Origin of the sequence: Variovorax sp. CF313 (assembly GCF_000282635.1) — a bacterium.
Classification (GTDB): Bacteria; Pseudomonadota; Gammaproteobacteria; order Burkholderiales; family Burkholderiaceae_C; genus Variovorax.
Genome location: NZ_AKIW01000007.1, coordinates 45472 through 70993 on the forward strand (window position 1 = coordinate 45472; position 25522 = coordinate 70993).

Genomic DNA, 25522 nt, shown 5'->3' on the forward strand with positions numbered 1-25522 from the left:
TTCAAGACAACGGAGCAGGCCACATGAACGCATCCATCCCTACCGCCGCGTTGCAAGCAGCACATGCAGAGCGCGCCGCAAACGACATCGCGGCCCACCTGCACCCCTTCACCAACCTCGCGGCGCATCCGCAGGTCGACCCGCTCGTGATCGAGCGCGGCGACGGCATCTACGTGGAGGACGACCAGGGCCGGCGCTATCTGGAGGCCATGTCGGGTCTGTGGTGTGTTTCGCTGGGCTTCAGCAATGCGCGCCTTGCCAAGGCCGGCAGCGACGCGCTGCACACGCTACCCTGCTATCACACCTTCAACCACCGCTCGAATGCGGCGGCCATTGCGCTGGCCGAGAAGCTGTTGTCGATGGCGCCGGTGCCGATGTCCAAGGTGTTCTTCGCCAACTCGGGTTCGGAGGCCAACGACACCGCCGTCAAGCTGGTCTGGTACTACCACAACGCCATCGGCAAGCCCGGCAAGAAGAAGATCATCGCGCGCCGCAACGCGTACCACGGCGTCACCGTGGCGGCGGCCAGCTTGAGCGGGCTGGTGCCCAACCACCGCGATTTCGACCTGCCGATCGACCGCGTGCTGCACGTCGATTGCCCGCATCACTACCGCTACGCCGAGCCCGGCGAAACCGAAGAGGCCTTCGCCACGCGGCTGGCCGATGCGCTCGAGCAGCGCATCCTTGCCGAAGGGCCCGACACCGTGGGTGCCTTCATCGCGGAACCGGTGATGGGCGCGGGCGGCGTGCTGGTGCCGCCGGCCACCTATTTCGAAAAGGTGCAGGCGGTGCTGCGCAAGTACGAGGTGCTGTTGATCGCCGACGAGGTGATCTGCGGCTTCTGCCGTACCGGCGAGATGTTCGGCTCCACCACCTTCGGCCTGCGGCCCGACATCCTTACCGCGGCCAAGGCCCTGTCGTCGGGCTATGTGCCGATTTCGGCCGTCATGGTGTCCGAGCAGGTGCATGCGGCCGTGGCCGCCAACAGCGGAAAGATCGGCACCTTCGGCCACGGCTTCACCTACTCGGGCCATCCGGTGACTGCCGCGGTCGCGCTCGAAACGCTGCGCATCTACGAGGACGAGCAGGTGCTCGCGCATGTGCAGGCGGTGGCGCCGCAGTTCCAGGCCGGCCTGCGCCGCTACGCCGGCCATTCGCATGTGGGCGAGGTGCGCGGCGTGGGGTTGATCGGCGCGCTCGAACTTGCGGCCGACCCGGCGAAGCGCATGCCCTTCGATGCGGCGATGAAGGCCGGCGCACGGCTGGCCGAACTCGCGCTGCAGGAGGGCCTGATCGTGCGCGCCATGGGCGATGCCGTGGCCTTCTGTCCGCCGCTCATCATCACGCCCGCGCAGATCGACGAGATGTTCGAACGCTTCGATCGCGCGATGGTGCGCTTCGAGGCTTCGCTGGCGTGAACACCACCGCGAGCGCCGCAGTGCTGCTGCGCCCGCCGGGCTCCAGGAGCACCGGCGTTGCGCTGTTCTTCTGCGCGCTGGTGGCCTTCGCGAGCTACGACGCCTTCTGCAAGCACATGCTGCAGTTCTACCCCGCGCCTTTCGTCAACCTGATGCGCTACCTGTCGGTGATCTGCATTGCCTTCGCGATGCTGCTGCGCCACGGCGACTTGCGCATCTGGCGCGCGCCGCAGAAGAGGCTGCTGCTGTTGCGCGGCGTGATGCTCGCGACCGTGGCTACCTGCTTCATGACGGCGCTGATCTGGATGCCGCTGGCCGAAGCCACCGCCATCTACTTCACCGCACCGCTGCTCATGGTGGCGCTGTCGCCCTGGCTGGTGGGCGAGGCGGTGCAGCGCAGCCGCTGGGTGGCGGTGAGCGTGGGCTTCGCGGGCATGCTGCTGATCGTGCGGCCCGGCGGCAACCTGCCATGGGTGGGCACGATGCTGATGGCGGTGTCGGCCGTCTGCTATGCGATTTTCCAGCTGCTCACGCGCCGCCTTGCGGGGTTGGTCGCGAGCCCGGTGCAGTATGCGTACACGGCGCTGGTGTGCCTGGTCGTCACCGCCCTGCCCGCGCCCTTCTTCCTGCCGGCCGAGCGGCCCGCTGCCGGTGCGGTGCTGTTGCTGCTCGCGGGCGGTGCCTGCAGCGGGCTGGCGCAGTGGCTGCTGCTGGCCGCCTTCGAGCGCGTCGAGGCCGCGACGCTGGCACCGCTCAACTACTTCCAGCTGCTGCTCGCGGTGGTCTTCAGCACTTTCTGGTTCCACAGGCCGCCCGATGGGCTGGCGATGGCGGGCATTGCGCTGATCATGGCCGCGGGGGTCTACCTGGCACGGCGGCCAATCAAGAATAAGGCCCCGCTACCCCTCACATGACGAGACAAACACCATGGCTTTTTCTTCTTCCATCGCCGACAGCACCGGCTTCGAGTCCGTCGAGGCGCCCGACCTGGTCGGGCTGGTCGAAGCGCAGCTGACGCGCGCCATCGTCGAAGGGCGCCTCGCGCCCGGCAGCCGTATCGTCGAGGCCGAGATCGCGCGCCGCATGGGCGTGAGCCGCGCCCCCGTGCGCGAGGCCGCGCGCCGGCTCGAGCGCCAGGGCGTGCTGGTGGCGCGCCCGCGCCACGGCTTCGCGGTGCGCACCATCAGCGTCCAGGAAATCGACGACCTGTTCGAAGTGCGCCTGAGCCTGGAGATGACCTCGGTCGAGCTGGCCTGCCGCAAGGCCGACGACGCGGGGCTGCAGCGCCTGCGCACGCTGGTGGACGACATGGTGCGCGAGGCGCCCACGCAGCCGCAGCACGTGCGCATCGCGACCGACCTGGCCTTCCACACGCTGATCAGCGAGCTCTCGGGCAACGCGCACCTGCACCGCATCTTCTCGAACACCCAGACCGAGATGCAGATGATCATCGCGCTGATCGACGCGGTCTACCACGACCCCGAGACCATGGCCAACACGCACTACCCCATCGTCGATGCGCTGATGAGCCGCGACGTCGAGGCGTCACGCCTGGCCATGCGCGAACATCTCGACGACGCCTGGCAGCAGGTGCGCGCACTGTTCGTGAAGCAGCACGGCGACGTCGCCCTCACCACTTCCACGCAAGGACCCGCGAGATGAAGATCGTCTACAGCGACGCCCACAAGGACCACGACCCGCAGCTCTTCATGGTGCGCGGCCGCCTGAAGCGCAGCAACGAGCAGCCCGAGCGGGCCTTCCGCCTGCTGTCGGCGGTCGAGCACGATGGCCACGAGGTTGTCGCGGGCGAAGACTTCGGCGCCGGCCCGCGCGCCGCGATCCACACGCCGGAGTACCTGCGCTTCCTGGAGACGGCCTACGCGCGCTGGCGGCTGCTGGACGACCCGTCCGACGAGGTCATGCCCAACATCCATCCCTTTCCGGGCGAGCCCTGCACGTATCCGGAGAGCGTGGTCGGGCAGGCCGGCTTCCACATGGGCGACAACGCGTGTTCCATCGGCCCGCACACCTGGGCCGCGGCCGTGGGCTCGGCCCACGTGGCCACCCACGCGGCGCAGCTCGTGCTGCAGGGCGAGCGCGCGGCCTATGCGCTGTGCCGTCCGCCGGGCCACCACGCCTATGCCGACCGGGCCAACGGCTTCTGCTACCTGAACAACACGGCCATCGCGGCGCAGCACTTGCGCGCGGCGCACGACCGCGTGGCGATCCTCGACATCGACGTGCACCACGGCAACGGCACGCAGGGCATCTTCTACCGCCGCGCCGACGTGCTGACGATCTCGCTGCACGGCGATCCGCGCAACTTCACGCCCTTCTTCACCGGCTATGCGCACGAGCGCGGCGAGGGCGCGGGCCTGGGCTACAACATCAACAAGCCGCTCGCGCTGGGCACCGACATCGACGGCTACCTGCCTGCGTTGCGCGATGCCTGCGAGAGCATCCGCGCCTTCGCGCCCGGCGCGCTGGTGGTGGCGCTGGGCCTCGACACGCATGAGCGCGATCCCTACAAGGGCATGAAGATCACGACGCCCGGCTTCGCGCAGCTGCTCGCCGAGATCGCGCGCCTCGGCTTGCCGACCGTGCTGGTGCAGGAGGGCGGCTATCTCTCCGACGACCTGGGCCCCAACCTCGCCAGCGCGCTGCGCGGCTTCGCGGGCGCCGCATGACGGCAGCGGACGGGTTCGACGATGCGGAAGTCTTGAGCGAAGGCTCGCCCGAACTCGACCCCGACTGGGTGCGCGCGTTCGCGCTGCGCCACTACGGCATCGAAGGCGAGATGCGGCCGCTGACCGGCGAGCGCGACCGCAACTACCGCCTCGAATCGGCGCTGACCGGCGAGCACTTCATGCTGAAGATCTCCCACCCGAGCGAAACACCGCTGGTGGCGGACTTCCAGACCCAGGCGCTGCTGCACATCGCGGCTGCCGACGCGGGGCTGCCGGTGCAGCGCATCGTGCCCACGCGCGAGGGCCAGCCTTCGCTGCTGTGCGATCCGGGCGACGGCCTGCCGCGCGTGGCTCGGCTCTTCAGCTACCTGCCGGGCCTGCCCTTGCCCGAAGCGCCGCGCACAGCCGCGCAGCAACTGAACCTGGCGCGCACGCTGGCCCGGCTCGACCTCGCGCTGCGCGACTTCGACCATCCGGCCGGCGCGCTCGCGCTGCCCTGGGACATCCAGCGCGCCGACAGCGTGCGCGGCCTGCTCGCGCACATCGGCGATCCGCAGCGGCGCGCGCTGGCCGGGCGCTCGCTCGACCGCTTCGAGCGCGATGCGAAGCCGGTGCTGGCGGGCCTGCGCACGCAGCCCATTCACAACGACTTCAACATCTACAACGTGCTGGTCGATCCCGCCGACACCGACCGCATTGCCGGCATCCTCGATTTCGGCGACATGGTGCGCGCGCCGCTGATCGACGACCTCGCAGTGGCCGCGGCCTACCAGCTCGATCCGGCGGGCGATGCGCTGGCCGGCATCGTGCCCTTCATTGCCGCGTACCACGCCGTGCTTCCGCTGACGCGCGAGGAGGTCGACGTGCTGTTCACGCTGATCACCGCGCGGCTCGTGATGGTGGTGGCCATCAGCGGCTGGCGCGCTGCGCGCCACCCCGACAACGCGGCCTACCTGCTGCGCAACAACGCGCTGTCGTGGGCCCGCCTGCAGGCCTGCGACCGCATCGGCAACGAAGCCGCAAGCACCGCCTTCCGGCGCGCCTGCGGCATGAACCAGAGTCACGCAAATGCCTGAAGAATCGCTCCTGGAGCGCCGCGCGCGGCTGCTCGGCCCGGCCTACCGCCTGTTCTACGAAGCACCGCTGCACCCGGTGCGCGGCGAAGGCGTGTGGCTCGACGACGCCGACGGCAAGCGCTATCTCGATGCGTACAACAACGTCGCGTCGGTGGGGCATTGCCATCCACACGTGGTGGAGGCCATCGCGCGGCAGGCCAGCGTGCTCAACACCCACACGCGCTACCTGCACGAAGGCGTGCTCGACTACGCCGAGCGTCTGCTGGCCACCATGCCGCCCGCGCTCGGCCATGCGATGTTCACCTGCACCGGCAGCGAGGCCAACGACCTTGCGATGCGCATCGCCAAGGCCCACACGAAGGCCGAAGGGCTGATCGTCACGCGCTTCGCGTACCACGGCGTGACGGAGTCGATCGCGCAGGCCTCGCCTTCGCTCGGGCGCTTCGTGCAGCTCGGCAAGACGGTGCGCACCGTGCCGCCGCCCGACAGCTACCGCGTGCCGCCCGAAGACCAGGGAAGGGCTTTCGCCGCCGGCGTGCGCGCCGCCATCGCCGACCTGCAGGCGCATGGCATGCGGCCGGCCGCGCTGATGGTCGACACCGTGTTCTCGAGCGACGGCATCTTCACCGACCCGGCGGGCTTCCTGAACGAAGCGGTTGCCGCGATCCGCGAGGCCGGCGGGATCTTCATCGCCGACGAAGTGCAGCCCGGCCTGGGCCGCACCGGCGATGCCTTCTGGGGCTTCATGCGCCACGAGAGTCTGGTGCCCGACATCGTGACCATGGGCAAGCCGCTGGGCAACGGCCATCCATTGGCTGGGCTGGCGGTGCAGCCGGAGGTGCTGGCCGCGTTCGGCCGCGAGTGCCGCTACTTCAACACCTTCGGCGGCAACCCGGTGTCGATGGCGGCCGGCATGGCGGTGCTCGACGTGATCGAGCGCGAAGGATTGATGGCCAATGCGCAGCGCGTGGGCCGCCATCTGCGCGCCGGACTCTCGAAGCTTGCCGAGCGCCACGAGTTGATCGGCGACGTGCGCGGCGCGGGTCTGTTCGTGGGCCTGGAGCTCGTGACAGACCGTCGCGCGCGCACGCCTGCCACGGCCGAGACCGTGCGCGTCGTCAACGGCCTGCGCGAGCGGCAGGTGCTGCTGAGCGCCACCGGCGAACACGCCAACACGCTGAAGATCCGTCCGCCGCTGGTGTTCTCCGAAGCCAATGCCGATCTGCTGATCGGCACGCTGGACGAAGTGCTGGCCAGGCTTTGACCCGCTGTCATGGCGGCAAACGCCGCCTTGCGCCAGAATCGTCCGCCTCCCACGACAGTGCCCTCGCCGCCATGAACATCGCCGATTCCTTCCTTGCCAACGCCGCCCGTTTCGTCGAGATCCGGCGCGACATCCACGCCCATCCCGAACTCGGTTTCGAGGAGCACCGCACTTCCGAGAAGGTCGCGAGCCTGCTGACCGGATGGGGCATCGAGGTGCACCGAGGCATCGCCGGCACGGGACTCGTCGGCGTGCTGCGCAAGGGCACGGGCTCGCGCACCATCGGCCTGCGCGCCGACATGGACGCGCTGCCATTGCACGAAGCCAACGAGTTCGCCCACAAGTCGACCAACCCCGGCCGCATGCACGCCTGCGGCCACGACGGCCACACCACCATGCTGCTGGCCGCCGCGTGGCACCTGTCGCAGCAGGGCCCCGGCGACTTCGACGGCACGGTGCATTTCATCTTCCAGCCCGCCGAGGAGATGGGCAAGGCCGGCGCGAAGAAGATGATCGACGAAGGCCTGTTCGAGCGCTTTCCGTGCGACGCGGTCTTCGGGCTGCACAACTTCCCCGTCGGCGACGTGGGCCGCTTTGCGCTCAACGAAGGCGCGCTGATGGCGTCGAGCAACACGTACAAAATCACGCTGCGTGGACGCGGCACGCATGCCTCGATGCCGCACACCGGCATCGACCCGGTGGCCGCGGTGGTCACGCTGGCGCAGCAACTGCAGACCATCGTGGCGCGCACCATTCCCAGCACCGAGCGCGCACTGCTTGCAGTCACGCAGCTGCAGGGCTCGGATGCGCCGAACGTGATTCCCGATGTGGCGACGGTGGGCGGCACGATCCGCACCTTTTCCATCGAAGCCATCGACAAGCTCGAGGCGCGGCTGCGCGAAGTGGCGGCCGGCGTGGCGGCGGCGCATGGCTGCACGGCCGAGGTGTACTTCAACCGCTCCTCGCCGCCGACCGTGAACCATCCGGCCGAGGCGCGCTTTGCCGCCGGCGTGATGCGCGAGGTGGTTGGCGACGACATGGTCACCGACAACTTCCCCGCCGTGATGGGCGCCGAGGACTTCGCCCACATGCTGCTCGCGCGGCCCGGCTGCTACGCCTTCCTGGGCAACGGCGACGGCGACCACCGGCTCGACGGCCACGGGCCCGGCCCCTGCATCATTCACAACACCTCGTTCGACTTCAACGACGAGATCATCCCGATCGGTGCCAGCTACTTCGTGAAGCTGGTGCAGCGCTGGCTGTCGCCGGGCGGTTGAAGTTGTTCCCTTCCTGTTGACGATGACCAAGAAAGTGGCCGCACAGATGACCTCCACCCCGCTCACCCGACGTTCGTTGACCGCGCTTGCTGCTGCGGCGGTGCTTGGTGCCATCGCACCGGCCCATGCACAGCAGCGCGTGATCCACATCGTCGTGCCCTTCGCCACCGGCGCGGTGCAGGACACGGTGGCGCGCGCCTTCAACAATGAGTTGGGCGCGGCGCTGAATGCCAGCGCCATCGTCGAGAACCGCGCGGGCGCGGGTGGCACCGTGGGCGCGGCCCTGGTGGCGCGCGCGCCGGCCGACGGCAACACGCTGGTCCTCGCGGCGGCGAGCCACAACATCGCGGGCTTTCTCTACAACAAGCTGAGCTACGACCCGCTGAAGGATTTCGTCGGCGTGGCCAACGTCGGCAATGCGGGCTATGTTCTGGCGGTGGCCAGCGGCATGAATGTGTCGAGCACGGCCGACTTCATCAAGGAGGTCAGGGCCAACCCCGGCAAGTACAACTACGCCTCGGCCGGCAACGGCAGCGCGACGCACCTCGCGATGGCGTCGTTTCTCGCGAAGGCGGGGCTGCAGATGACGCACATCCCGACCAAGTCGACCGGCGAGGCCGTCAATGAGGTGCTCGCGGGTCGCGTGCAGGCGGTGATCTCGTCGAGCATCGGCGTGATCGGCTTCCAGGACGATGCGCGCATCAAGCTGCTCGCGTCCACCGGCCAGTCGCGCAGCCCCTTCCTGCCGAAGCTGCCGACGGTGGCCGAGAGCGGCCTGCCGGGCTACGCCTTCGATTCGTGGATCGGCTTGCTCGCGCCGGCCGGCACGCCCAAGGCGGAAGTCGAGCGCATCAACGTCGCGGCCAACAAGGTGCTGGCCGACCCGGCGATCCAGGAGCGCTTCAAGCGGCTGGGTGTGGAGCCGCGCAGCCAGAGTGCGGAGGAATTCCAGAAGCTGCTGCGTTCGGATTGGGATGCGATGGGGGTTGTGGTGAAGGCTTCCGGGGCGAAGATCGACTGAGGCGGTGATCGAATAACGGCCAGGCCTTGTTTCGGGGAAAAACAAGACAGGGCTTGTAATTTACGAAAATATCCCAAAGCTGATATTTTGACAAAATAAGCTACAGCCGATATTCTGGTCGGCGATGGACTATCCCCTTCGTTTCGTCGACCAGCTGCGGCCGCACCTCAAGGCACTGCGGAAGAAGCGCGGCCTGACGCAGGCGCAGGCAGGTGCGTTGGTCGGTGTCAGCCAGGCCCGGATCGCGGAGATCGAAGCGAATCCCGGGGCGGTCAGCTTCGAGCAACTGATGAAGTTGATGGCGGCGTTGGGGGCATCCTTTTCCCTGCAGGACGGGACGTCCCCAAGTCCCATCGCGGACGCCGCGCAGCAGCATCCCGGGGAGCGCGACTCGCTGCCGGACGATGCCGTGAACCTCCCGGAGGGATGGATCGCCAGGAGGATGAGCGATCAATCGGTGCTGGTCCGCCTGCCTTCCGGGCAATCGAGCGCTCCAGGCGCATCGCTTCGTGCGCTTCAGGCGCTGAATCCCGGCAAGGACATCAAGCCGACGTCTCGCCGGAGCTTCGTCGTCCGGCCGAAGAAGGAGTCCTGGTGACGCAGGCGCTCGGCGCGTGGATGAACGGGGGCCCGTTGGCACCTGGTCCGTCGACCACGGTGTCCACACCTTCCGGTACGACCCCCGATGGCTCGAATCGCCCCGGCGGCGCTCGCTGTCGTTGTCGATTCCGCTCACCGGCACGCTCGAAGTCCGCGGCGAGGTGGTCCGCAACTACTTCGACAATCTGCTGCCCGACAACGACAGGGTTCGCGCGCGTCTGCGCAATCGCTTCAAGCTCAAGGACGCCAAGACTTTCGACCTGCTCGAAGCCATCGGCCGCGACTGTGTCGGGGCCGTGCAATTGCTGCCCGAAGGCGCCGCGCCGCAGGGCTGGAATGCCGTGAACTGCGAGCCCCTGGACGAAGAGCAGATCGCCGCGCTGCTGCAAGCCGTTCCGTCCGAAGACACCCCGGAAGGCATGCGCGACGAAGACCTGTTTCGCATTTCCCTTGCCGGTGCGCAGGAGAAGACCGCCCTGACTTTCTGGAACGGCGAATGGTGCCGGCCGCATGGCGCCACGCCCACCACGCACATCATCAAGCTGCCGCTGGGATTGATCGGCGGCTCCAAGCGCGTGGACGCCTCGGACTCGGTGCAGAACGAATGGCTGTGCGCACAGATCGTCGAGGCACTCGGCCTGCAAGTGGCGCCGACATCCATGGCCACCTTCGGCGGGCAGACGGTCCTGGTCGTGGAGCGGTTCGACCGCGAGTGGATGGATGGTGGCGCCTGGATCGCGCGCCTGCCGCAGGAGGACTGTTGCCAGGCCATGGGCCTGCCGTCCGACAGGAAGTACGAGCAGCACGGCGGCCCCGGCATGAGCAAGTGCCTGCAGCTTCTGCAAGGCAGCGGGAGTGCGGAGGATGGCGCCCGGTTCCTGCTCGCGCAATTGGCCTTCTTTCTGCTCGCCGCCACCGACGGCCATGCCAAGAACTTTTCGATTCACCTCCTGCGCGGCGACGCCTACGAGATGACGCCGCTCTACGACATCATTTCGATGTGGCCGTACTTCGGCAACGGGCCCAATCAGTTCCAGCCGCGCAAGGCAGGTCTGGCCATGGCCATCCGATCCAAGAATGCGCACTATGTCTTTCACACCATCCAGGCTCGCCATTGGCATGGGTTGGCCATGAAGAACGGTGGCATCGACGTCTGGAACGCCATGCTGGACATGGCGGCGTCGGTGGATGACGCACTGAGCGAGGTCGAGGCCCTGTTGCCGTCGGATTTCCCTGCATGGACCTGGGAGTCCATCTCGCGGGGCATGCGAAGCGAGGCCGAGCGGTTCCTCTCAGGTGTGACCGACATCGCTGTGTAGGACGCCGGTCAATTGACAACGCGCCGCCCGCGTTCATGCTTCCTGATGGGTTTCGGGGCATTCCGCTTCGGACCGTAAAAGGGGCTTTTCATGGATCCGACGTCGCCATTCAACCCGCCTCCGGGCCAGCCGGCGGGCAAGTCGCCCAAGGCGCTGTGGGCCGTGATCGGCGCATTGAGCGTGGCCGTGGTGGCGCTTGGCGGCGTGTTGCTTCACCGGCAGGAGCCGGTCGCGAGTGCGAGTGCGAGTGCTCCGCCGCCAGTCGTTGCCGCAGCATCACCCGCCGCACCGGACGATTTCAAGCCTGAAGCCATGCCACCGGCGCTCGCCGTGCCGCCCACGGCGACGGGCCCTGCGCCGCAAGCAATGGCGGCTGCGCCGATGCCCGCTCCCATGCCAGCTCAGGCGATCCAGCCCGGACCGGCGCCAGGCGTGATGAACGCGCCACCCGTCGCTGCCGCTCCTCCCGCCCCGCCGCCCTGCGCGGTCTGCGGCCATGTCGAATCGGTTCGCCCGGTTCAGAAGCGCATCCAGAACACCTCGGGCGTGGGGGCCGTGGCTGGCGGCGTGGTGGGTGGCCTCGTGGGCAACCAGTTCGGTCATGGCAATGGGCGTGTCGCGACCACCGTGCTGGGTGCGGTGGGCGGCGGCTTCGCGGGCAACGAGATCGAGAAGCACGTGCGCACGGTCACGGTCTACGAGGTGGGCGTGCGCATGGACAACGGCACGCTGCGCACCGTCGAGACGAAGACCGCGCCACCCATCGGCAAGCCGGTGACGCTCAAGCGGGGCCTGCTGCGCCCCGCGGACGGCCGCAAGTAGCGCGACCTACCCGCTCCCGGATATCACAGAAAAACCGGGCGCGGAAGAGCGCATGCCCCAAAGATATCTTGACCATATATCCTTAATATATTTAAAGTGCGACGCTTCCACACCACCGCACATCCACAAGGAGCGATCAAGTGAGCAATCCCCGCTGGCAAGGCATCTTCCCCGCCGTCACCACCAAGTTCCACGCCGACGAGAGCATCGATGCCGAGGGCACGGCCCGTCATATCGACTTCCAGATCCGCAACGGCATCCACGGCCTCGTCACTTGCGGCTCGCTCGGCGAAGCCAGCACGCTGACGCTGGAAGAAAAGCTGCAGGTCGCGAAGATCGCGCTCGAAGCCGCCGACGGCCGCATCCCGGTGCTGGCCAACGTGTCCGAAACCAGCACGCGCGAAGCGCTGCGCTACGTGGACGGCGCCAACAAGCTCGGCGTGGCCGGCTTCATGGTGATGCCCTCGGTGATCTACGTGGCCGACGCGCGCGAGGCGATGCTCAATGTGCGCACCATCGCCAACGCGGCGCAAAAACCCATCATGGTCTACAACAACCCGGTGGCCTACCGCGTCGACCTCAAGCCCGAGCACATGGTCGAGCTGGCCGACTGCGAATGGATCGCGGCCATCAAGGAAAGCACCGACGACATCCGCCGCATCACCGACCTGCGCAACACCGTGGGCGACCGCTACCAGCTGTTCCTGGGCGTGGACGACCTCGCCTACGAAGGCCTGGCGCTCGGCTGCGACGGCCTGTTGGCCGGCGTAGGCTGCGCCTTCCCGCGCGAGACCGTGGCGCTGTACGACCTGATGAAGGCCGGCAAGTTTGCCGAAGCGCTCAAGCTCTACCAGTGGATGACGCCGATGCTGCATCTCGACGTGTCGACCAAGCTGGTGCAGAACCTCAAGCTCATCGACGTGCTGGTGGGCGTGGGCAGCGAGCACATGCGCCGCCCGCGCCTGCCGCTCATCGGCGAGGAGCGCGCATTCATCGAAGCCATCGTGAAGAAGGCGCTCGCCACGCGGCCTGCGCAGTACCAATCGGTTATGTAATACGCCCCTCTTTTCATTGTCCCAACCTAGGAAGAAGCATGAAGTCAAAAGCAAACATGGTTTCGTTTCTCGGCCTCGTGGCCATCGCCATCGCAGGTCAGGCACAAGCACAGGAGCAGGTGGTCAAGATCGGCCACAGCGGTCCGCTCTCGGGCCCCAATGCCTTCGCGGGCAAGGACAATGAAAACGGCGTGCGCCTCGCCGTCGAGGAACTCAACGCGAAGAAGCTTGTCGTCGGCGGCAAGACGCTGAAGTTCGAAATGGTGTCGGAAGACGACCAGTGCGACGCCAAGACCGGCGTGAGCGTCGCGCAGAAGTTCGTGGACGACGGCGTCAAGTACGTCATGGGCCCGTACTGCTCGGGCGTGGCCATCCCGGCTTCGCGCATCTACAGCGAAGGCGGCACCATGGTCTCGACCGTGGGCACCAACCCGAAGGTCACGCAGGGCGGCTATAAGAACCTCTACCGCATCATCGCGAGCGACAACCAGATCGGCTCCAGCATGGCCGTGTATGCGGCCAAGGTGCTGAAGGTGACGAAGGTCGGCGTGATCGACGACCGCACCGCCTTCGGCCAGGGCCTGGCCGAGGAGTTCACCAAGGAAGCGAAGAAGCAGGGCCTGACCGTGGTCGGCCAGGAGTTCACCACCGACAAGGCCGTGGACTTCACCGCCATCCTGACCAACATGAAGGCCAAGGCGCCAGAGGCCATCTTCTTCGGCGGCTATGCACCGCAGGCCGCGCCCATGGCGCGCCAGATGAAGCAGCTGGCCGTGCCCGGCAAGCTGCTGGGCGGCGACACCGTGTGCAGCCCCGCTACCGGCAAGCTCGGCGGCGATGCGGTCAACGACCTGGTGTTCTGCGCGCAAGGCGGCTCCATCCTCGAGAAGGCGCAGAGCGGCCCGGCCTTCAAGGAGAAGTTCAAGAAGCGCTTCAACGTCGATCCCGACGCGTACGCTGCTTCGTACTACGACCAGGTGCTGCTCATCGGCGAGTCGATGAAGAAGGCCAATTCCATCGACCCCGACAAGGTGGGCGCCGAGCTTTACAAGACCACCTACAAGGGCGTGGCCGCAACCTATTCATACGACGACAAGGGCAACATGAAGCAGGCGCCCATCACCGTCTTCACTTTCAAGAACGCGGCGCCCGTTCCCCTCGCCAGCTATTGATCGGACCCAGCCACATGCAACGCATCCAGGTCATCGATTCGCACACGGGCGGCGAGCCCACACGCCTTGTGATTGGCGGGTTTCCCGATCTGGGCGGCGGCAGCATGGCCGAGCGTCGTGCGCTGCTGGCCGAGCGGCACGACAAGTGGCGCGCGGCGGCCGTGCTGGAGCCGCGCGGCAGCGACGTGGTGGTGGGGGCGCTGCTGTGCGAGCCGGTGTCGCCGGATGCGGCTGCCGGCGTGGTCTTCTTCAACAACGCCGGCTACATCGGCATGTGCGGCCACGGCACCATCGGGCTGGTCGCGAGCCTTGCGCACATGGGACGCATCGGCGTGGGCGAGCACCGCATCGAGACGCCTGTAGGTACGGTCACGACCACGCTGCACGAAGACGGCTCGGTGAGCGTGCGCAACGTGCCGGCCTACCGGCATCTGCACCAGGTGGCGGTCGAGCTGCCGGGCCACGGCACCGTGCGCGGCGACGTGGCCTGGGGCGGCAACTGGTTCTTCCTGGTGAGCGAGCACGGCCAGCGCGTGGCGAGCGACAACCTCGCGGCGCTGACCTCCTACACTTCTGTCTTGCGCCGCGCACTGGCGGCGCAGGGGATCACGGGCGCGGACGGCGCGGAGATCGATCACATCGAACTCTTTGCCAACGACGATGAAGGCGCGGACAGCCGCAACTTCGTGCTGTGCCCGGGCAACGCCTACGACCGCTCGCCTTGCGGCACCGGCACCAGCGCCAAGATCGCCTGCCTCGCGGCGGACGGCAAGCTCGCGCCGGGCGAAGTGTGGACGCAGGCCAGCGTGATCGGCAGCCGCTTCGAGGCCAGCTACGAGATGGCGGATGGCAAGGTCATTCCCACGCTGCGAGGCCGCGCGCACATCAGCGCCGAAGCCACGCTCCTGATCGAAGAAGACGATCCCTTCGGCTGGGGCATCCGGCTCTGACATCGGTCGGCATGGACGCGGATGTCATCGTCATCGGCGCCGGCATCGTCGGCGCGGCGTGCGCACAGGCGCTCGCACAGGCGGGGCGAAGGGTGCTGGTGCTCGATGCGGCCATCGGCGGTGCCACCGGCGCGGGCATGGGCCATCTCGTGGTGATGGACGACAACGCGGCCGAGCTCGAACTGAGCCGCCATTCGGTCGCGCAGTGGCGCGAGCTGGCGCCGCGCATGAGCGACGACTGCGCGTACAGCGCCTGCGGCACGCTCTGGATCGCCGCGAACGACGAAGAGATGGCGGAGGCCGAGCGCAAACAGCAGCGGCTGCGCGCGCATGGCATCGGCAGCCGGCTGCTCGATGCGCGCGAACTGGCAAGCGCGGAGCCCGCGCTGCGCAAGGGCCTGTCGGGCGCTCTCGAAGTGCCGGGCGACGGCATCCTCTATGCGCCGAACGCCGCACGCTGGCTGCTCACCCAGAACACGGAATCGATCCGCGTCGAGCATGCGAAGGTCGAGGCCATCGAAGACGACGGCACGTTGCGCCTCGCCGACGGCAGCCGCCGCACAGCGCCGCAGGTCGTACTGGCCAACGGCATCCAGGCGACGACGCTGTGCCCCGAACTGCCGATCCGCCCGAAGAAGGGCCATCTGCTGGTCACTGACCGCTATCCGGGCACGGTGCATCACCAACTGGTCGAGCTCGGCTACGTGACCAGCGCGCACCACAGCGAGGGCGACTCGGTCGCCTTCAACGTGCAGCCACGGCCCACGGGGCAGCTGCTGGTCGGCTCGTCGCGCCAGTTCGACACAACGGACCCGGCGGTCGAGGCGCCGATGCTCGCGCGCATGCTCCAGCGCACGCTGGACTACCTGCCGGGGCTTGCGAACCTCAACGCGGTGCGCTCGTGGACCGGCATGCGCGCGGCCTCGCCCGACGGGCTTCCGCTGCTGGGCAAGCACCCGTGGCGCGAGAAGCTCTGGCTCGCTGTCGGACATGAAGGGCTCGGCGTGACCACCGCGCCGGGCAGCGCGCATCTGCTGGCTGCCTTGATGACCGGCGCGACCCCCGACTTCGATGCGGCGCCCTACGCGCCGCGCAGCCTCCGGGAGTTCGCATGAGCAGCCACACCCTGTTGAACATCGACGGCCATCTGGTGCGCGTGAAGGCGGGCAGCTCGGTCGCCGCCGCGCTGCGCGTGGCCAGCGGCATGGGCGTGGCGCGCACTTCGATCACGGGCCAGCCGCGCGCGCCGTTCTGCGGCATGGGCGTGTGCCAGGAATGCCGCGTGCTGGTCGATGGCCGGCGCAGGCTCGCCTGCCAAACCGTCTGCATCGAAGGCATGCGCGTGGAGACGACGGAATGACGACACGCATGGCACAGGAAGAATGCGAGGTGCTCGTCGTCGGTGCAGGCCCGGCCGGCATGGCCGCGGCGGTGGCGGCTGCGCCCAGCGGTGCATCGATCGTCGTGATCGACGACAACCCCGTGCCCGGTGGGCAGATCTGGCGCGATGGCCCCGGCGCGGCATTGCCGCCTGCGGCGCGCAAATGGCGCGATGCGCTCGAGCGCCATGCCAACATCCGCGTGCGCAGCGGCACGCGCGTCGTCGCCGCGCCCTCGCCGCATGAACTGCTGCTCGAAGACGCCGAAGGCGCCACGCGCATGCGGTGGAAGAAGCTCATTCTCTGCACCGGTGCACGCGAACTGCTGCTGCCCTTCCCCGGATGGACGCTGCCCGGCGTGACCGGCGCGGGCGGGCTGCAGGCGCTTGTCAAGGCGGGCATGCCGGTCGAGGGCGAACGCATCGTCATCGCGGGCAGCGGGCCGCTGCTGCTTGCCGCCGCAGCCACTGCGCGCGCAGCCGGCGCGAAGGTGCTGCGCATCGCGGAGCAGGCGTCGTTCGCCTCGGTCGCACGCTTCGGCGCCAGCCTCGCTCGCTGGCCCGGCAAGGCCGCGCAGGCGGTGACGTTGGCCGATCCGCAGTACCGCACTTCGTCGCGCATCGTCTCGGCGCACGGCGCGACGCAGGTCGAATCAGCGCGACTTCGCCAAGGCAGCAGCGAAATCGAGATTGCCTGCGACCGCATCGCCTGCGGTTTCGGCCTCACACCCAACACGCAGCTCGGGCAGCTGCTCGGCTGCGCGCTGAAGGCACAGGCCCTGTGGGTCGATGCCCTGCAAGCCACCAGCGTCCCCGGCATCCATGCAGCCGGCGAGTGCACCGGCTTCGGCGGCAGCGAACGTGCACTGGCGCAGGGCACGATCGCAGGCCATGCGGCCGTCGGCAACGAACACGCAGCCAAGGCGCACGAAGGCGAACGCGCCCGCTGGAACGCCTTCGCTGCGCAGCTGCACCGCAGCTTCGCGCTGGCGCCGGATATCAAGACGATGCCGCAGCCCGACACGCTCGTGTGCCGCTGCGAAGACGTTCCATTCTCCGCGCTGGCAGGTTGCACCGGCTGGACCGACGCCAAGCTGCATCGCCGCTGCGGCATGGGTGCCTGCCAGGGCCGCGTCTGCGGCGACGCGGCGCATTTCCTCTTCGGATGGACGCCGCCCGTGCCGCGCCCGCCGCTGTCGCCGGCCCGCATCTCGACACTCGCAGGCTTGGCGAACGACGGCGACCCCCGACAATGACGCCGCCGCATCCGCAGAACAAGACCATGCCCGCCTCGAAGACCGCCTCCCGCCCACCGCCCAAGCGCCGCGCCGCCGACCTGGCCTACGACGCCATCGAGACGCTGCTGTCGACCATGCAGCTGCAGCCCGGCAGCCAGGTCGTCGAGGCCGAACTCGCCGAGCGCACGGGGCTCGGCCGTACGCCGGTGCGCGAGGCGCTGATGCGCATGGTGTCCATCGGACTCATCGTGCAGCAACCGCGCCGCGGACTGCTCGTGTCGGCCATCGACCTGGCCGACCACCTCGACGTGATCCAGACCCGGCGCGTGCTCGAACGGCTGATCGCCGCCTGCTCGGCGCGCCGGGCCACCGCGCAGCAGCGCACCGACATCGTCCGCTGCGCCCGGACCATGGTCGAGGCCGCGGCACGCGGCGACCTCACCGGCTACATGCGCGCCGACCATGCACTCGACCTCGTCAATCACCAGGCGAGCCACAACGACTCGGCAGTGAGGGCGGTGATCCCGCCGATCGTCCAGTGCCGGCGCTTCTGGTATGCCTACCAGCACGAAGGGGAGATCGTCGAGGGCGCCAACGCGCACCTCGAGCTGGCGCAGGGCATCGCGACCGGCGACGAAGCTGCCGCCATCGCGGGCGCCGAGCGGCTGATGGACTACCTCGAAGTCTTCGCGCGCAAGATCATCGACAAGTAGGCCGAAGGGCCTCGGCTCCACTCGCCGCCGCACTGCGGGGAATTCCGCGTGCCTTGCCCGGGCCGGCGGCGCATACTGGCCCGCATGGCCGCCGCCCCCCGCGCCCAACCCGAAGAGTTCTTCACCGCCGAAGAATGGCAGTCGCTCACTGCGCGTTCGTCGTGGAAGGGCCTGTGGCTGGTGCTGCATTGCTGGGCCGTGATCGGCGCAGCCATGCTCGTGGGCATCGTGTGGCCATGGACCCTTCCGCTCGTGGTGCCGGTAGTGGGCGCGCGGCAGCTGGGGCTGTTCATCCTCATGCATGACGCGGCGCACGCGGGGCTGCACCGCAATCGCAAGGTCAACGACTGGGTTGGCTATTGGCTGTGTTCGTCGACGCTGCGCGACTACCGTCCGTATCACCTGCAGCACCACCGCTTCGTGCAGCAGACCGAAGATCCGGACCTCGTGCTGTCGGCGCCCTTCCCGATCACGCGCGCGTCGATGTGGCGCAAGGTGGTGCGCGACCTGAGCGGGCAGACCTTCTACAAGCAGCGCTTCGGGCATGTTGCCGAAGGCATCCGCAAGCGCGGGCCGGGCGAGTCAGTGCTCGAGGTGCTTGGCCGGGAGCTTGCGAAAGACAGGCGCTTTCTCATTGCCAACAGCCTCGGATTTCTGGCCTTCGCGCTCGCCGGCTGCTGGTGGGCATGGCTGCTGATGTGGCTGCTGCCCATGGCGACGTGGCTGCCGCTCGTGAGCCGCGTGCGCAACATCGCCGAGCATGCGCTGGTCGCGCAGAACGAGGCCGATCCGCTGCGTCAGGCCCGCACCACGCACGCCGGCTGGCTCGAACGCATCCTGGTGGCGCCCTACTGGGTCAACTACCACTGCGAGCACCACATGTTCACCAACCTGCCTTGCTGGGCCTTGCCGAAGGCGCATCGCCTGCTGCAGCGGCAGGGCGCCATCGCGCGCATGGAGGTGCAGCCCGGCTACCTGAGCCTGCTGAAGCGCGCGACTTCGCCCTCGGCTCAGCCGGCCTGACGCGCGGCCGGCACGGCCCGCACCACAGGCTGCGCCCCGCGCTGGCTGAGCCAGATGCTCGCAATGACGATGCCGATCCCCGTCACCTGCCACGCCGACAACGCCTGCTCCAGCAGCGCCCAGCCCAGGATCACCGCCGTCACGGGGCTCAGGAAAGCCAGCGGCGCGATCGCCGAGGGCTCCAGCCGCGCCACGCCGCGGAACCACACGATGTAGGTCAGCGCGGCGCCCACGAGGCCGAGCCAGCCGAAGCCGATCCAGTTCTGCGCCGTCAGCGCGGGCAGAGGCGGCTCCAGCAGCAGCGCCACCGGCAACAGCAGCAGGCCGCCCGCGGTGAGCTGCCACGCGGTGAAGGTGAGTGCCGACACCGGTGGCTGCCAGCGCCGGCTCAGCACCGTGCCGAAGGCCATCGACACCGCGGCGGCAACGGCCGCGGCAATGCCGATGGCATCGAGCGCCGCATTCGGCGTGAGCACCAGCAGTGCGACCCCACCGATGCCGACCACCGCCGCCGCGACCGACAGCGCGCGCATCGGTGAGCCCAGGAAGACGCTGGCCAGGAACACCACGAGCAGCGGCTGCACCGAAGTGATGGTGGCCGCGACGCCGCCCGGCAGCCGGTATGCCGCCAGGAACAGCATCGCCCAGAGGATCGAGAAGTTCAGCGCGCCGAGGATGAAGATGCGCCCCCACCACGCGCGCTCGGGCAGCTTGCGCACGATCAGCAGCAACAGCAGGCCGGCGGGCAGCGCGCGCAGCAGGGCGACCGTCAGCGGGTAGTTCGGCGGCAGCAGCTCGGTCGTGACGATGTAGGTGCTGCCCCAGATCGCGGGCGCGGTCGCGGTGAGCAGGAGGTCGGTGGTGCGGCTTGTCATGGGTCGAATCTAGTGAATTGACCATGGGTTGTGAATGCCCGAATAATGAATTGATTCTTTACCGTCAGTCGTCAATTCAGCATGGACCATCTCACGGCTCTCAAGGTCTTCCGCACCACCGCCGCCACGGGCAGCTTCGCCGGCGCCGCGCGGCAAATGGGGCTGTCGGCGGCGGCCGTCAGCAAGAACATCGCGGAGCTGGAGGCGCATTTGAAGGTGCGGCTCATCAACCGCACCACGCGGCAGATGAGCCTGACAGAAGCGGGCGCTGCGTACTTCGAGCGCTTATCACGCATCCTCGACGAACTCACCGAGGCCGATGCCGCCCTTGCGCCCATGGGCAGCAGCCCCGGCGGTGTGCTGCGCGTGAGCGCGCCGCTGACTTTTGCGCTCACCTCGCTGTCGCTGGCCATTCCCGAATTCATGAAGCGCTACCCGAACCTGCGGCTCGAGCTGAACCTGCAGGACAGCCGCTCGGACATCATCGGCGAGGGCTACGACCTGGCCATCCGCGGCAGCGACCGGCTGGAGGATTCGAGCCTCGTCGCGCGCCGGCTCATGACCATGGACCATGTGCTGTGCGGCGCGCCCGGCTACTTCGCCGCCTTCGGCCGCCCCGCACAGCCCGAAGACCTGAAGGCCCACGAGTGCGTGCAGTTCACGCTCTCGGGCCACGCGAACAAGTGGACCTTCAACCGCGCCGGCCGCAGCGTGGCCGTGGCCATCGACGGGCGCTACAAGGTCAGCTCCAGCATCGCCGTGCGTGACGCGCTGCTCGCGGGCTTCGGCCTGAGCCTGATCCCGCGCATCTACGTCGAGGCCGAGCTGGCCTGCGGCCGCCTGCAGGCCGTGCTCGAAGACTGGGAGGCGGACAGGACGCCGGTCTATGCCGTCTACCCCTCGCGCCACCTGCCGGCGAAGACGCGTGTCTTCGTGGATTTCCTTGAGGAACGCTTTTCAGGGCATTGAGTGCCCGGAGCCACCGTGCGACGGCGCGCGTGGCGTCAGTCGTCGGCCCGCTCGGGGCTTTCCCAGCCCAGCAGCTCGGCCAGGCGCTGCACGATCCACGTGGCCTCGGCCGCCGACACGCCCGATTCGGGCGCGGCGAGCCCGGCGTGGATGCGCCGCAGGATCTCGCTTTCGACCGGCACCTCGGTGTGGTGCTGGATCTGCGCGTGGCCCACAAGGTGGCTGGCGAGGTCTTCGCACATCTCGTAGCGCTCGCGCACCAGGCCGATCGGTTCGCTCAGGCGCTGGCGCGCGTCGGTGTAGACCGCGAAGAACGAGGGCGGGATGAGGATCTGGTTGTCGTCGGACATCGCTGCCTTATAGCTGCCCCAACGACAAAACGCGCCCGTGGGCGCGTTCGTCGTGGCTCCGGGGAGCCAGCGGGGGCCGGATCAGCCGCCCTTCTTGGCGCGCTTGCCAGGGTTCTTCTTGCTGCGCGTTGCGGTGCCGCGTTCGAGGCTGACCTTCTGGCCGCCACCGGAGCGAGGCACGGTGTAGCCGGGCATCGGCGTCGGCTTGGGGGTGGCAACGCGTTCGGCTTCGGTACGGAATGTCTTGGGCATGAAAAGCTCGGGTAAAAGTGATGTTCGAACCTGCAATTAGGCCACATCGGGAATTTCATATGCCAATAACCGCAACGGCGGGTGGTGTCGAGCGCGCGCGCTTCGTTTCGGGGTCGTTGATGCGCCATGTCTGCGTGATGGCGGGCACGGGGGCCATCGGGCTGATCGCGGTGTTCGCGGTCGACCTCATCAACCTGTTCTATATCTCGCTGCTTGGGGAGAAGGAGATTGCCGCGGCGGTCGGTTTCGCGGGCGTGATGGGCTTCTTCCATGCGTCGCTGTGCATCGGGCTGACCATCGGCATCGCGGCAGTGGTGTCGCGCACCGTGGGGGCCGGCCGTGGCGAGGACGCGCGCCGCATCGCCACATCGAGCCTGGTGCTGATGACGGCGGTGTCGGTGGTAGCGGGCACCGGCACGGCGTTCTTCCTGCATCCCGCGCTGCAGGCCCTGGGCGCCCAGGGCGAGACGGCGCGGCTCGCGCATCGCTACCTCTCGGTGACGGTGCACACGCTGCCGCTGCTGGGCATCGGCATGGCGACTTCGGCGCTGCTGCGTTCCATCGGCGATGCGCGCCGCTCGATGACGGTGACGCTCGGCGGCGCCTTCGTGACGGCGGTGCTCGACCCGATCCTGATCTTCGGCTTCGGCCTGGAACTCGACGGTGCCGCCATCAGCGCGGTAGTCTCGCGCATCGTGCTCGCGGCCATCGGGCTGCACGGCGTGACGGTGAGGCACCGCATGCTCGGGCGCTTCGAGCCGTCGCGACTGGGCGGCGATGCGCGCGCGCTCGGCAAGGTGGCCGCGCCGGCGGTGCTGACCAACCTCGCCACGCCGGTGGGCGCGGCCTTCGTCACGCATTCGGTCGCGCAGTTCGGGCCCTCGGCGGTGGCGGGCGCGGCCACCATCGACCGGCTGACGCCGGTGGCCTTCGGATTGGTCTATGCGCTCAGCGGCGCGGTCGGGCCGATCCTCGCGCAGAACCTGGGCGCGGGGCAGTTCCGTCGCGTGCAGGAAGGGCTGCGCGACAGCCTGTTGTTCATGATGGCGTCGGTGGCCGTGGCGTGGCTGGTGCTGGCGCTTGGGCAGGGCGTGCTGATCCGCGCGTTCTCGGCCGACGGGCAGGCGGCCGAGCTGATCTCGCTCTTCTGCAGCTGGACGGCCGCGAGCTTCTTCTTCGCGGGCGGGCTGTTCGTGGCGAACGCCTCCTTCAACAACCTCGGGCATCCGCTGCTGTCGACCGCATTCAACTGGGGGCGCGCCACGCTGGGCACGATTCCGTTCGCGTGGTGGGGCTCGCGCTACGGTGCGGCAGGCGTGCTGATCGGGCAGGCCGTGGGCTCGTCGATCTTCGGCCTGCTGGCGGTGATCGTGGCGTTCCGGCTGGCCGCGAAGCTGGCGCGGCAGGAGGCGCCTGCAGGCGCGGCCCCGGCGCTCGATGCGCCGCTGGCACCGACCTCGCCGCATGCGGAGATCGCTGCCTTGACCACGCCGCAATCGGTTCCGAAGGGCGCTGCATCTTCGTGAGGGCCGCCGCGCACGGCCGCCCGAAGCGGCCGGCCCGCCCCCGGTAGGGGAGTGGCGAAGCGACACGAAGTGCGCGAAGCCGGGGGGCGAGTCCTAGATAAGCCGCACCTTCACCGACTTGCCCTTGACGCGGCCGCTCGAGAGCTTGCGCGCCGCTTCCTCGGCGATGGCGCGGTCCACCGCCACGTACGTCGAGAACTCGTTGACGTTGATCTTGCCGACCTGGTCCTTGGCATAGCCGCAGTCGCCGGTCAACGCGCCCAGCACGTCGCCGGCGCGGATCTTTTCCTTGCGCCCGCCCACGATCTGCAGCGTGGCCATCGGCGGCTTCAGCGGCTCGCCCTTGCCCGGCGTGAGCTCGGCCAGTTCATGCCATTCGGATTCGCGGCCCTGCAGCTGCTCGATCTTTCCGACGAAGCCCATCTCGTTCATGCTGGCCAGGTTCAGCGCCAGGCCTTCCGAGCCGCCCTGCTGGCCCACGCGGCCGGTGCGGCCGACGCGGTGAATGTGGATTTCGGAATCGGGCGTCACGTCGACGTTGATCACGGCTTCGAGGTGCGAAATGTCGAGACCGCGCGCCGCCACGTCGGTGGCAACCAGCACCGAGCAGCTGCGGTTGGCGAACTGCACCAGCACCTGGTCGCGCTCGCGCTGCTCCAGCTCGCCGAACAGCGCCAACGCGCTGAAGCCCTGGGCCTGCAGCACCTCGACGAGGTCGCGGCACTGCTGCTTGGTGTTGCAGAAGGCCAGCGTGCTGACGGGGCGGAAATGGTCGAGCAGCAGGCTCACGGTGTGCAGCCGCTCGCTGTCCTTCACCTGGTACCAGCGCTGGCGGATCTTGCTGCCTTCATGCTGCGCCTGCACCGTGATCTGCTCGGGGCTCTTCATGAACTGCTGCGCGAGCTTGGCGATGCCTTCGGGGTACGTGGCCGAGAACAGCAGCGTCTGGCGGGCCGAAGGGCACTGGCGCGCCACCGTCACGATGTCGTCGAAGAAGCCCATGTCCAGCATGCGGTCGGCCTCGTCGAGCACCAGCGTGTTGAGCGCCTCGAGGTTGAGGTTCTCGCGCTCGAGGTGGTCCATGATGCGGCCGGGCGTGCCGACGACGATGTGCGCGCCGTGCTCCAGGCTGGCGATCTGCCCACGCAGCGCAACGCCGCCGCAGAGCGTGACGACCTTGATGTTTTCTTCGGCACGCGCCAGGCGACGGATTTCGGTCGTGACCTGGTCGGCCAGCTCGCGCGTCGGGCACAGCACCATCGCCTGGATGGCGAAGCGGCGCGGGTTCAGGTTGGAAAGCAGCGCCAGCGCAAAGGCGGCGGTCTTGCCGCTGCCGGTCTTGGCCTGCGCGATCAGGTCCTTGCCGAGCAGCGCCGGCGGCAGCGCGGCGGCCTGGATGGCCGTCATCTGCGTGTAACCGAGCTGGGTGAGATTGGCCAGCATCTGGGGCGAGAGCGCCAGTGAGGCAAAGCCGTTGTCGGCTGGGGTGCCGCCGGCTGTGGGGTTGGGTGTGGTCATCGTTCAGCAGCCGGGAAGTGCAAAAAACAAAAGCCTTGCCGGCGCCCTTCGCGGGCACCGCAAGGCCTTTCGTCAGTTGCGGATCAGCGGCGGGGGGAGTTGTTGCCGCCGGTGGTCGGCGGCGGGCCGCGGCGTTCCAGGTGACGGAAGGTGATACGGCCCTTGGTCAGGTCGTAGGGCGAGAGTTCGAGCGACACCTTGTCACCCGCCAGGATGCGGATGTGGTGCTTGCGCATCTTGCCGCCGCTGTAGGCGATCAGCTGATGGCCGTTGTCCAGCGTGACGCGGTAGCGCGAGTCGGGCAGGACTTCGGTCACTGCGCCGTTCATTTCGATCAGTTCTTCCTTGGGCATATGTGGTTACCTCTGACTCGTTCGATGTTTGTTGGAGATGGAATTGGGCGTAATTGTTTCAGCCCGCGCACGGAAGCGCGAGAGGGGCCGTCTTCGAAACCTGGGGGGCGCGTTCGCGCACCCAGCCGAGGCCCTGGTCGATGGCGTAGCCGACGGCGGCGGCGTGGCTGGCAAAGCGCGGCGTGAAGCGCATCACGCGGTCGTGCATGCCGCTGCCGCGGCCGGAGCGGATCGAGACCGAAGCGGCGTACTTGCCGTCGTCCTGATGTCGGATGAGCGGGGAAACAAGGTACTTGCCCACCGCGATACTGTGTTGAATGATGTCCATGAAGCCTTGGCACAGCGCGCAGATGCAAAGCGCGAAGTGCCTGAAAAATAATTGAAAACGGGCGTGGGCCGGCCGGAATGGCGCGGCGGACGCGCTATTCGCTTCAACAGGAACGAAGGCAGTGGTGGCAATCATGGGCGCCCGGTCTGGCGCTCCAACACACTGTAAAAGCCGGCTTGGGAGTGAGAGGCCTGAAGAATCCAAGGGACAGTGCAGGTCAGCCGGCGGTATTGACGAAATTCTTCGTCGTGGTATCGAAACGAACCCGACATTATAGCTTGCAGGGCATGACAGTTGCTTGTCTTTAAAACAACGATCTCATGAAAAAGGCCCCGAAG

At 68.1% G+C, this 25522-nt stretch carries 27 protein-coding genes; 21 read left to right on the top strand and 6 right to left on the bottom strand.

Annotated elements, in window-relative coordinates; genetic code table 11:
* Positions 1 to 23 precede the first annotated feature (23 nt).
* The 19 genes from PMI12_RS02190 (at position 24) to PMI12_RS02280 (ending at position 19013) form a co-directional block, all read left to right on the top strand.
* A complete protein-coding gene (locus tag PMI12_RS02190) occupies positions 24 to 1418 on the top strand; it encodes an aspartate aminotransferase family protein (RefSeq protein ID WP_007828597.1) in 1395 nt (464 codons plus the stop codon).
* Complete coding sequence (locus PMI12_RS02195) at positions 1415 to 2332, top strand: DMT family transporter (protein ID WP_007828600.1); 918 nt, start codon at positions 1415 to 1417, stop codon at positions 2330 to 2332. The genes PMI12_RS02190 and PMI12_RS02195 overlap by 4 nt, the downstream gene beginning before the upstream one ends.
* Before the next feature lie 13 nt (positions 2333 to 2345).
* A complete protein-coding gene (locus PMI12_RS02200; RefSeq protein WP_007828610.1) occupies positions 2346 to 3080 on the top strand; it encodes a GntR family transcriptional regulator in 735 nt (244 codons plus the stop codon).
* Positions 3077 to 4105 carry a histone deacetylase family protein gene (locus PMI12_RS02205; RefSeq protein ID WP_007828612.1) on the top strand — a complete coding sequence of 343 codons (1029 nt, stop codon included), beginning with the start codon at positions 3077 to 3079 and terminating at the stop codon, positions 4103 to 4105. Before PMI12_RS02200 ends, PMI12_RS02205 begins: the two co-directional genes overlap by 4 nt.
* Complete coding sequence (locus tag PMI12_RS02210) at positions 4102 to 5181, top strand: phosphotransferase (RefSeq protein ID WP_007828614.1); 1080 nt, start codon at positions 4102 to 4104, stop codon at positions 5179 to 5181. The genes PMI12_RS02205 and PMI12_RS02210 overlap by 4 nt, the downstream gene beginning before the upstream one ends.
* Positions 5174 to 6445 (top strand): aspartate aminotransferase family protein, encoded by a 1272-nt coding sequence (locus PMI12_RS02215; protein WP_007828615.1) that lies wholly within the window; start codon positions 5174 to 5176, stop codon positions 6443 to 6445. Before PMI12_RS02210 ends, PMI12_RS02215 begins: the two co-directional genes overlap by 8 nt.
* Positions 6446 to 6516: 71 nt before the next feature.
* A complete protein-coding gene (locus PMI12_RS02220; protein WP_007828617.1) occupies positions 6517 to 7722 on the top strand; it encodes a M20 aminoacylase family protein in 1206 nt (401 codons plus the stop codon).
* A gap of 22 nt (positions 7723 to 7744) precedes the next feature.
* Positions 7745 to 8743, top strand: a complete 999-nt coding sequence (locus PMI12_RS02225) for a tripartite tricarboxylate transporter substrate-binding protein (protein ID WP_007828620.1) — start codon at positions 7745 to 7747, stop codon at positions 8741 to 8743.
* 124 nt (positions 8744 to 8867) lie between these two features.
* Complete coding sequence (locus tag PMI12_RS02230; protein ID WP_007828622.1) at positions 8868 to 9341, top strand: helix-turn-helix domain-containing protein; 474 nt, start codon at positions 8868 to 8870, stop codon at positions 9339 to 9341.
* Positions 9342 to 9357: 16 nt separating this feature from the next.
* A complete protein-coding gene (locus tag PMI12_RS02235; protein WP_007828623.1) occupies positions 9358 to 10662 on the top strand; it encodes a type II toxin-antitoxin system HipA family toxin in 1305 nt (434 codons plus the stop codon).
* A 90-nt stretch (positions 10663 to 10752) separates the two neighbouring features.
* Positions 10753 to 11484 carry a glycine zipper 2TM domain-containing protein gene (locus PMI12_RS02240; RefSeq protein WP_007828625.1) on the top strand — a complete coding sequence of 244 codons (732 nt, stop codon included), beginning with the start codon at positions 10753 to 10755 and terminating at the stop codon, positions 11482 to 11484.
* A 140-nt stretch (positions 11485 to 11624) separates the two neighbouring features.
* Positions 11625 to 12539, top strand: a complete 915-nt coding sequence (locus PMI12_RS02245) for a dihydrodipicolinate synthase family protein (protein ID WP_007828627.1) — start codon at positions 11625 to 11627, stop codon at positions 12537 to 12539.
* A gap of 38 nt (positions 12540 to 12577) precedes the next feature.
* Entirely contained in the window at positions 12578 to 13711 is a 1134-nt protein-coding gene (locus tag PMI12_RS02250; protein ID WP_007828629.1) for a branched-chain amino acid ABC transporter substrate-binding protein, read from the top strand.
* Between the two features lie 14 nt (positions 13712 to 13725).
* Positions 13726 to 14661 (top strand): 4-hydroxyproline epimerase, encoded by a 936-nt coding sequence (locus PMI12_RS02255; RefSeq protein WP_007828631.1) that lies wholly within the window; start codon positions 13726 to 13728, stop codon positions 14659 to 14661.
* A gap of 11 nt (positions 14662 to 14672) precedes the next feature.
* Complete coding sequence (locus PMI12_RS02260) at positions 14673 to 15776, top strand: NAD(P)/FAD-dependent oxidoreductase (RefSeq protein WP_007828632.1); 1104 nt, start codon at positions 14673 to 14675, stop codon at positions 15774 to 15776.
* On the top strand, positions 15773 to 16021 hold the full coding sequence (locus tag PMI12_RS02265; protein WP_007828634.1) for a (2Fe-2S)-binding protein: 249 nt from the start codon (positions 15773 to 15775) through the stop codon (positions 16019 to 16021). Before PMI12_RS02260 ends, PMI12_RS02265 begins: the two co-directional genes overlap by 4 nt.
* Complete coding sequence (locus PMI12_RS02270) at positions 16018 to 17295, top strand: NAD(P)/FAD-dependent oxidoreductase (RefSeq protein WP_007828635.1); 1278 nt, start codon at positions 16018 to 16020, stop codon at positions 17293 to 17295. Before PMI12_RS02265 ends, PMI12_RS02270 begins: the two co-directional genes overlap by 4 nt.
* Positions 17296 to 17321: 26 nt before the next feature.
* Positions 17322 to 17990 (top strand): GntR family transcriptional regulator, encoded by a 669-nt coding sequence (locus PMI12_RS02275; RefSeq protein WP_157632108.1) that lies wholly within the window; start codon positions 17322 to 17324, stop codon positions 17988 to 17990.
* 84 nt (positions 17991 to 18074) lie between these two features.
* Complete coding sequence (locus tag PMI12_RS02280; protein WP_007828639.1) at positions 18075 to 19013, top strand: fatty acid desaturase family protein; 939 nt, start codon at positions 18075 to 18077, stop codon at positions 19011 to 19013.
* Here PMI12_RS02280 and PMI12_RS02285 read toward each other — a convergent pair.
* Complete coding sequence (locus PMI12_RS02285) at positions 19001 to 19888, bottom strand: EamA family transporter (protein WP_007828641.1); 888 nt, start codon at positions 19886 to 19888, stop codon at positions 19001 to 19003. The genes PMI12_RS02280 and PMI12_RS02285 overlap by 13 nt on opposite strands.
* A gap of 81 nt (positions 19889 to 19969) precedes the next feature.
* On the opposite strand from PMI12_RS02285, the gene PMI12_RS02290 reads away from it, so the two are divergent.
* Positions 19970 to 20857, top strand: coding sequence for a LysR family transcriptional regulator (locus PMI12_RS02290; RefSeq protein ID WP_007828643.1), 888 nt, complete (start codon positions 19970 to 19972; stop codon positions 20855 to 20857).
* A gap of 35 nt (positions 20858 to 20892) precedes the next feature.
* Here PMI12_RS02290 and PMI12_RS02295 read toward each other — a convergent pair whose 3' ends face one another.
* Positions 20893 to 21207 carry a hypothetical protein gene (locus PMI12_RS02295; protein WP_007828645.1) on the bottom strand — a complete coding sequence of 105 codons (315 nt, stop codon included), beginning with the start codon at positions 21205 to 21207 and terminating at the stop codon, positions 20893 to 20895.
* Between the two features lie 81 nt (positions 21208 to 21288).
* Positions 21289 to 21459 carry a hypothetical protein gene (locus PMI12_RS29160; RefSeq protein WP_007828646.1) on the bottom strand — a complete coding sequence of 57 codons (171 nt, stop codon included), beginning with the start codon at positions 21457 to 21459 and terminating at the stop codon, positions 21289 to 21291.
* A 59-nt stretch (positions 21460 to 21518) separates the two neighbouring features.
* Here PMI12_RS29160 and PMI12_RS02300 point away from each other — a divergent pair, with 59 nt between their 5' ends.
* Positions 21519 to 22985 (top strand): MATE family efflux transporter, encoded by a 1467-nt coding sequence (locus PMI12_RS02300; protein ID WP_007828648.1) that lies wholly within the window; start codon positions 21519 to 21521, stop codon positions 22983 to 22985.
* 93 nt (positions 22986 to 23078) lie between these two features.
* Here the strand turns inward: PMI12_RS02300 and dbpA are convergent, their stop codons facing one another.
* The 3 genes from dbpA to PMI12_RS02315 form a co-directional block, all read right to left on the bottom strand.
* Positions 23079 to 24503: an ATP-dependent RNA helicase DbpA gene (gene dbpA / locus PMI12_RS02305; RefSeq protein ID WP_007828650.1), complete on the bottom strand. Its 1425-nt coding sequence runs from the start codon at positions 24501 to 24503 to the stop codon at positions 23079 to 23081.
* 83 nt (positions 24504 to 24586) lie between these two features.
* On the bottom strand, positions 24587 to 24856 hold the full coding sequence (infA, locus tag PMI12_RS02310) for a translation initiation factor IF-1 (RefSeq protein ID WP_007828652.1): 270 nt from the start codon (positions 24854 to 24856) through the stop codon (positions 24587 to 24589).
* A 58-nt stretch (positions 24857 to 24914) separates the two neighbouring features.
* On the bottom strand, positions 24915 to 25184 hold the full coding sequence (locus tag PMI12_RS02315) for a hypothetical protein (RefSeq protein WP_007828654.1): 270 nt from the start codon (positions 25182 to 25184) through the stop codon (positions 24915 to 24917).
* Between the last annotated feature and the right edge of the window lie 338 nt (positions 25185 to 25522).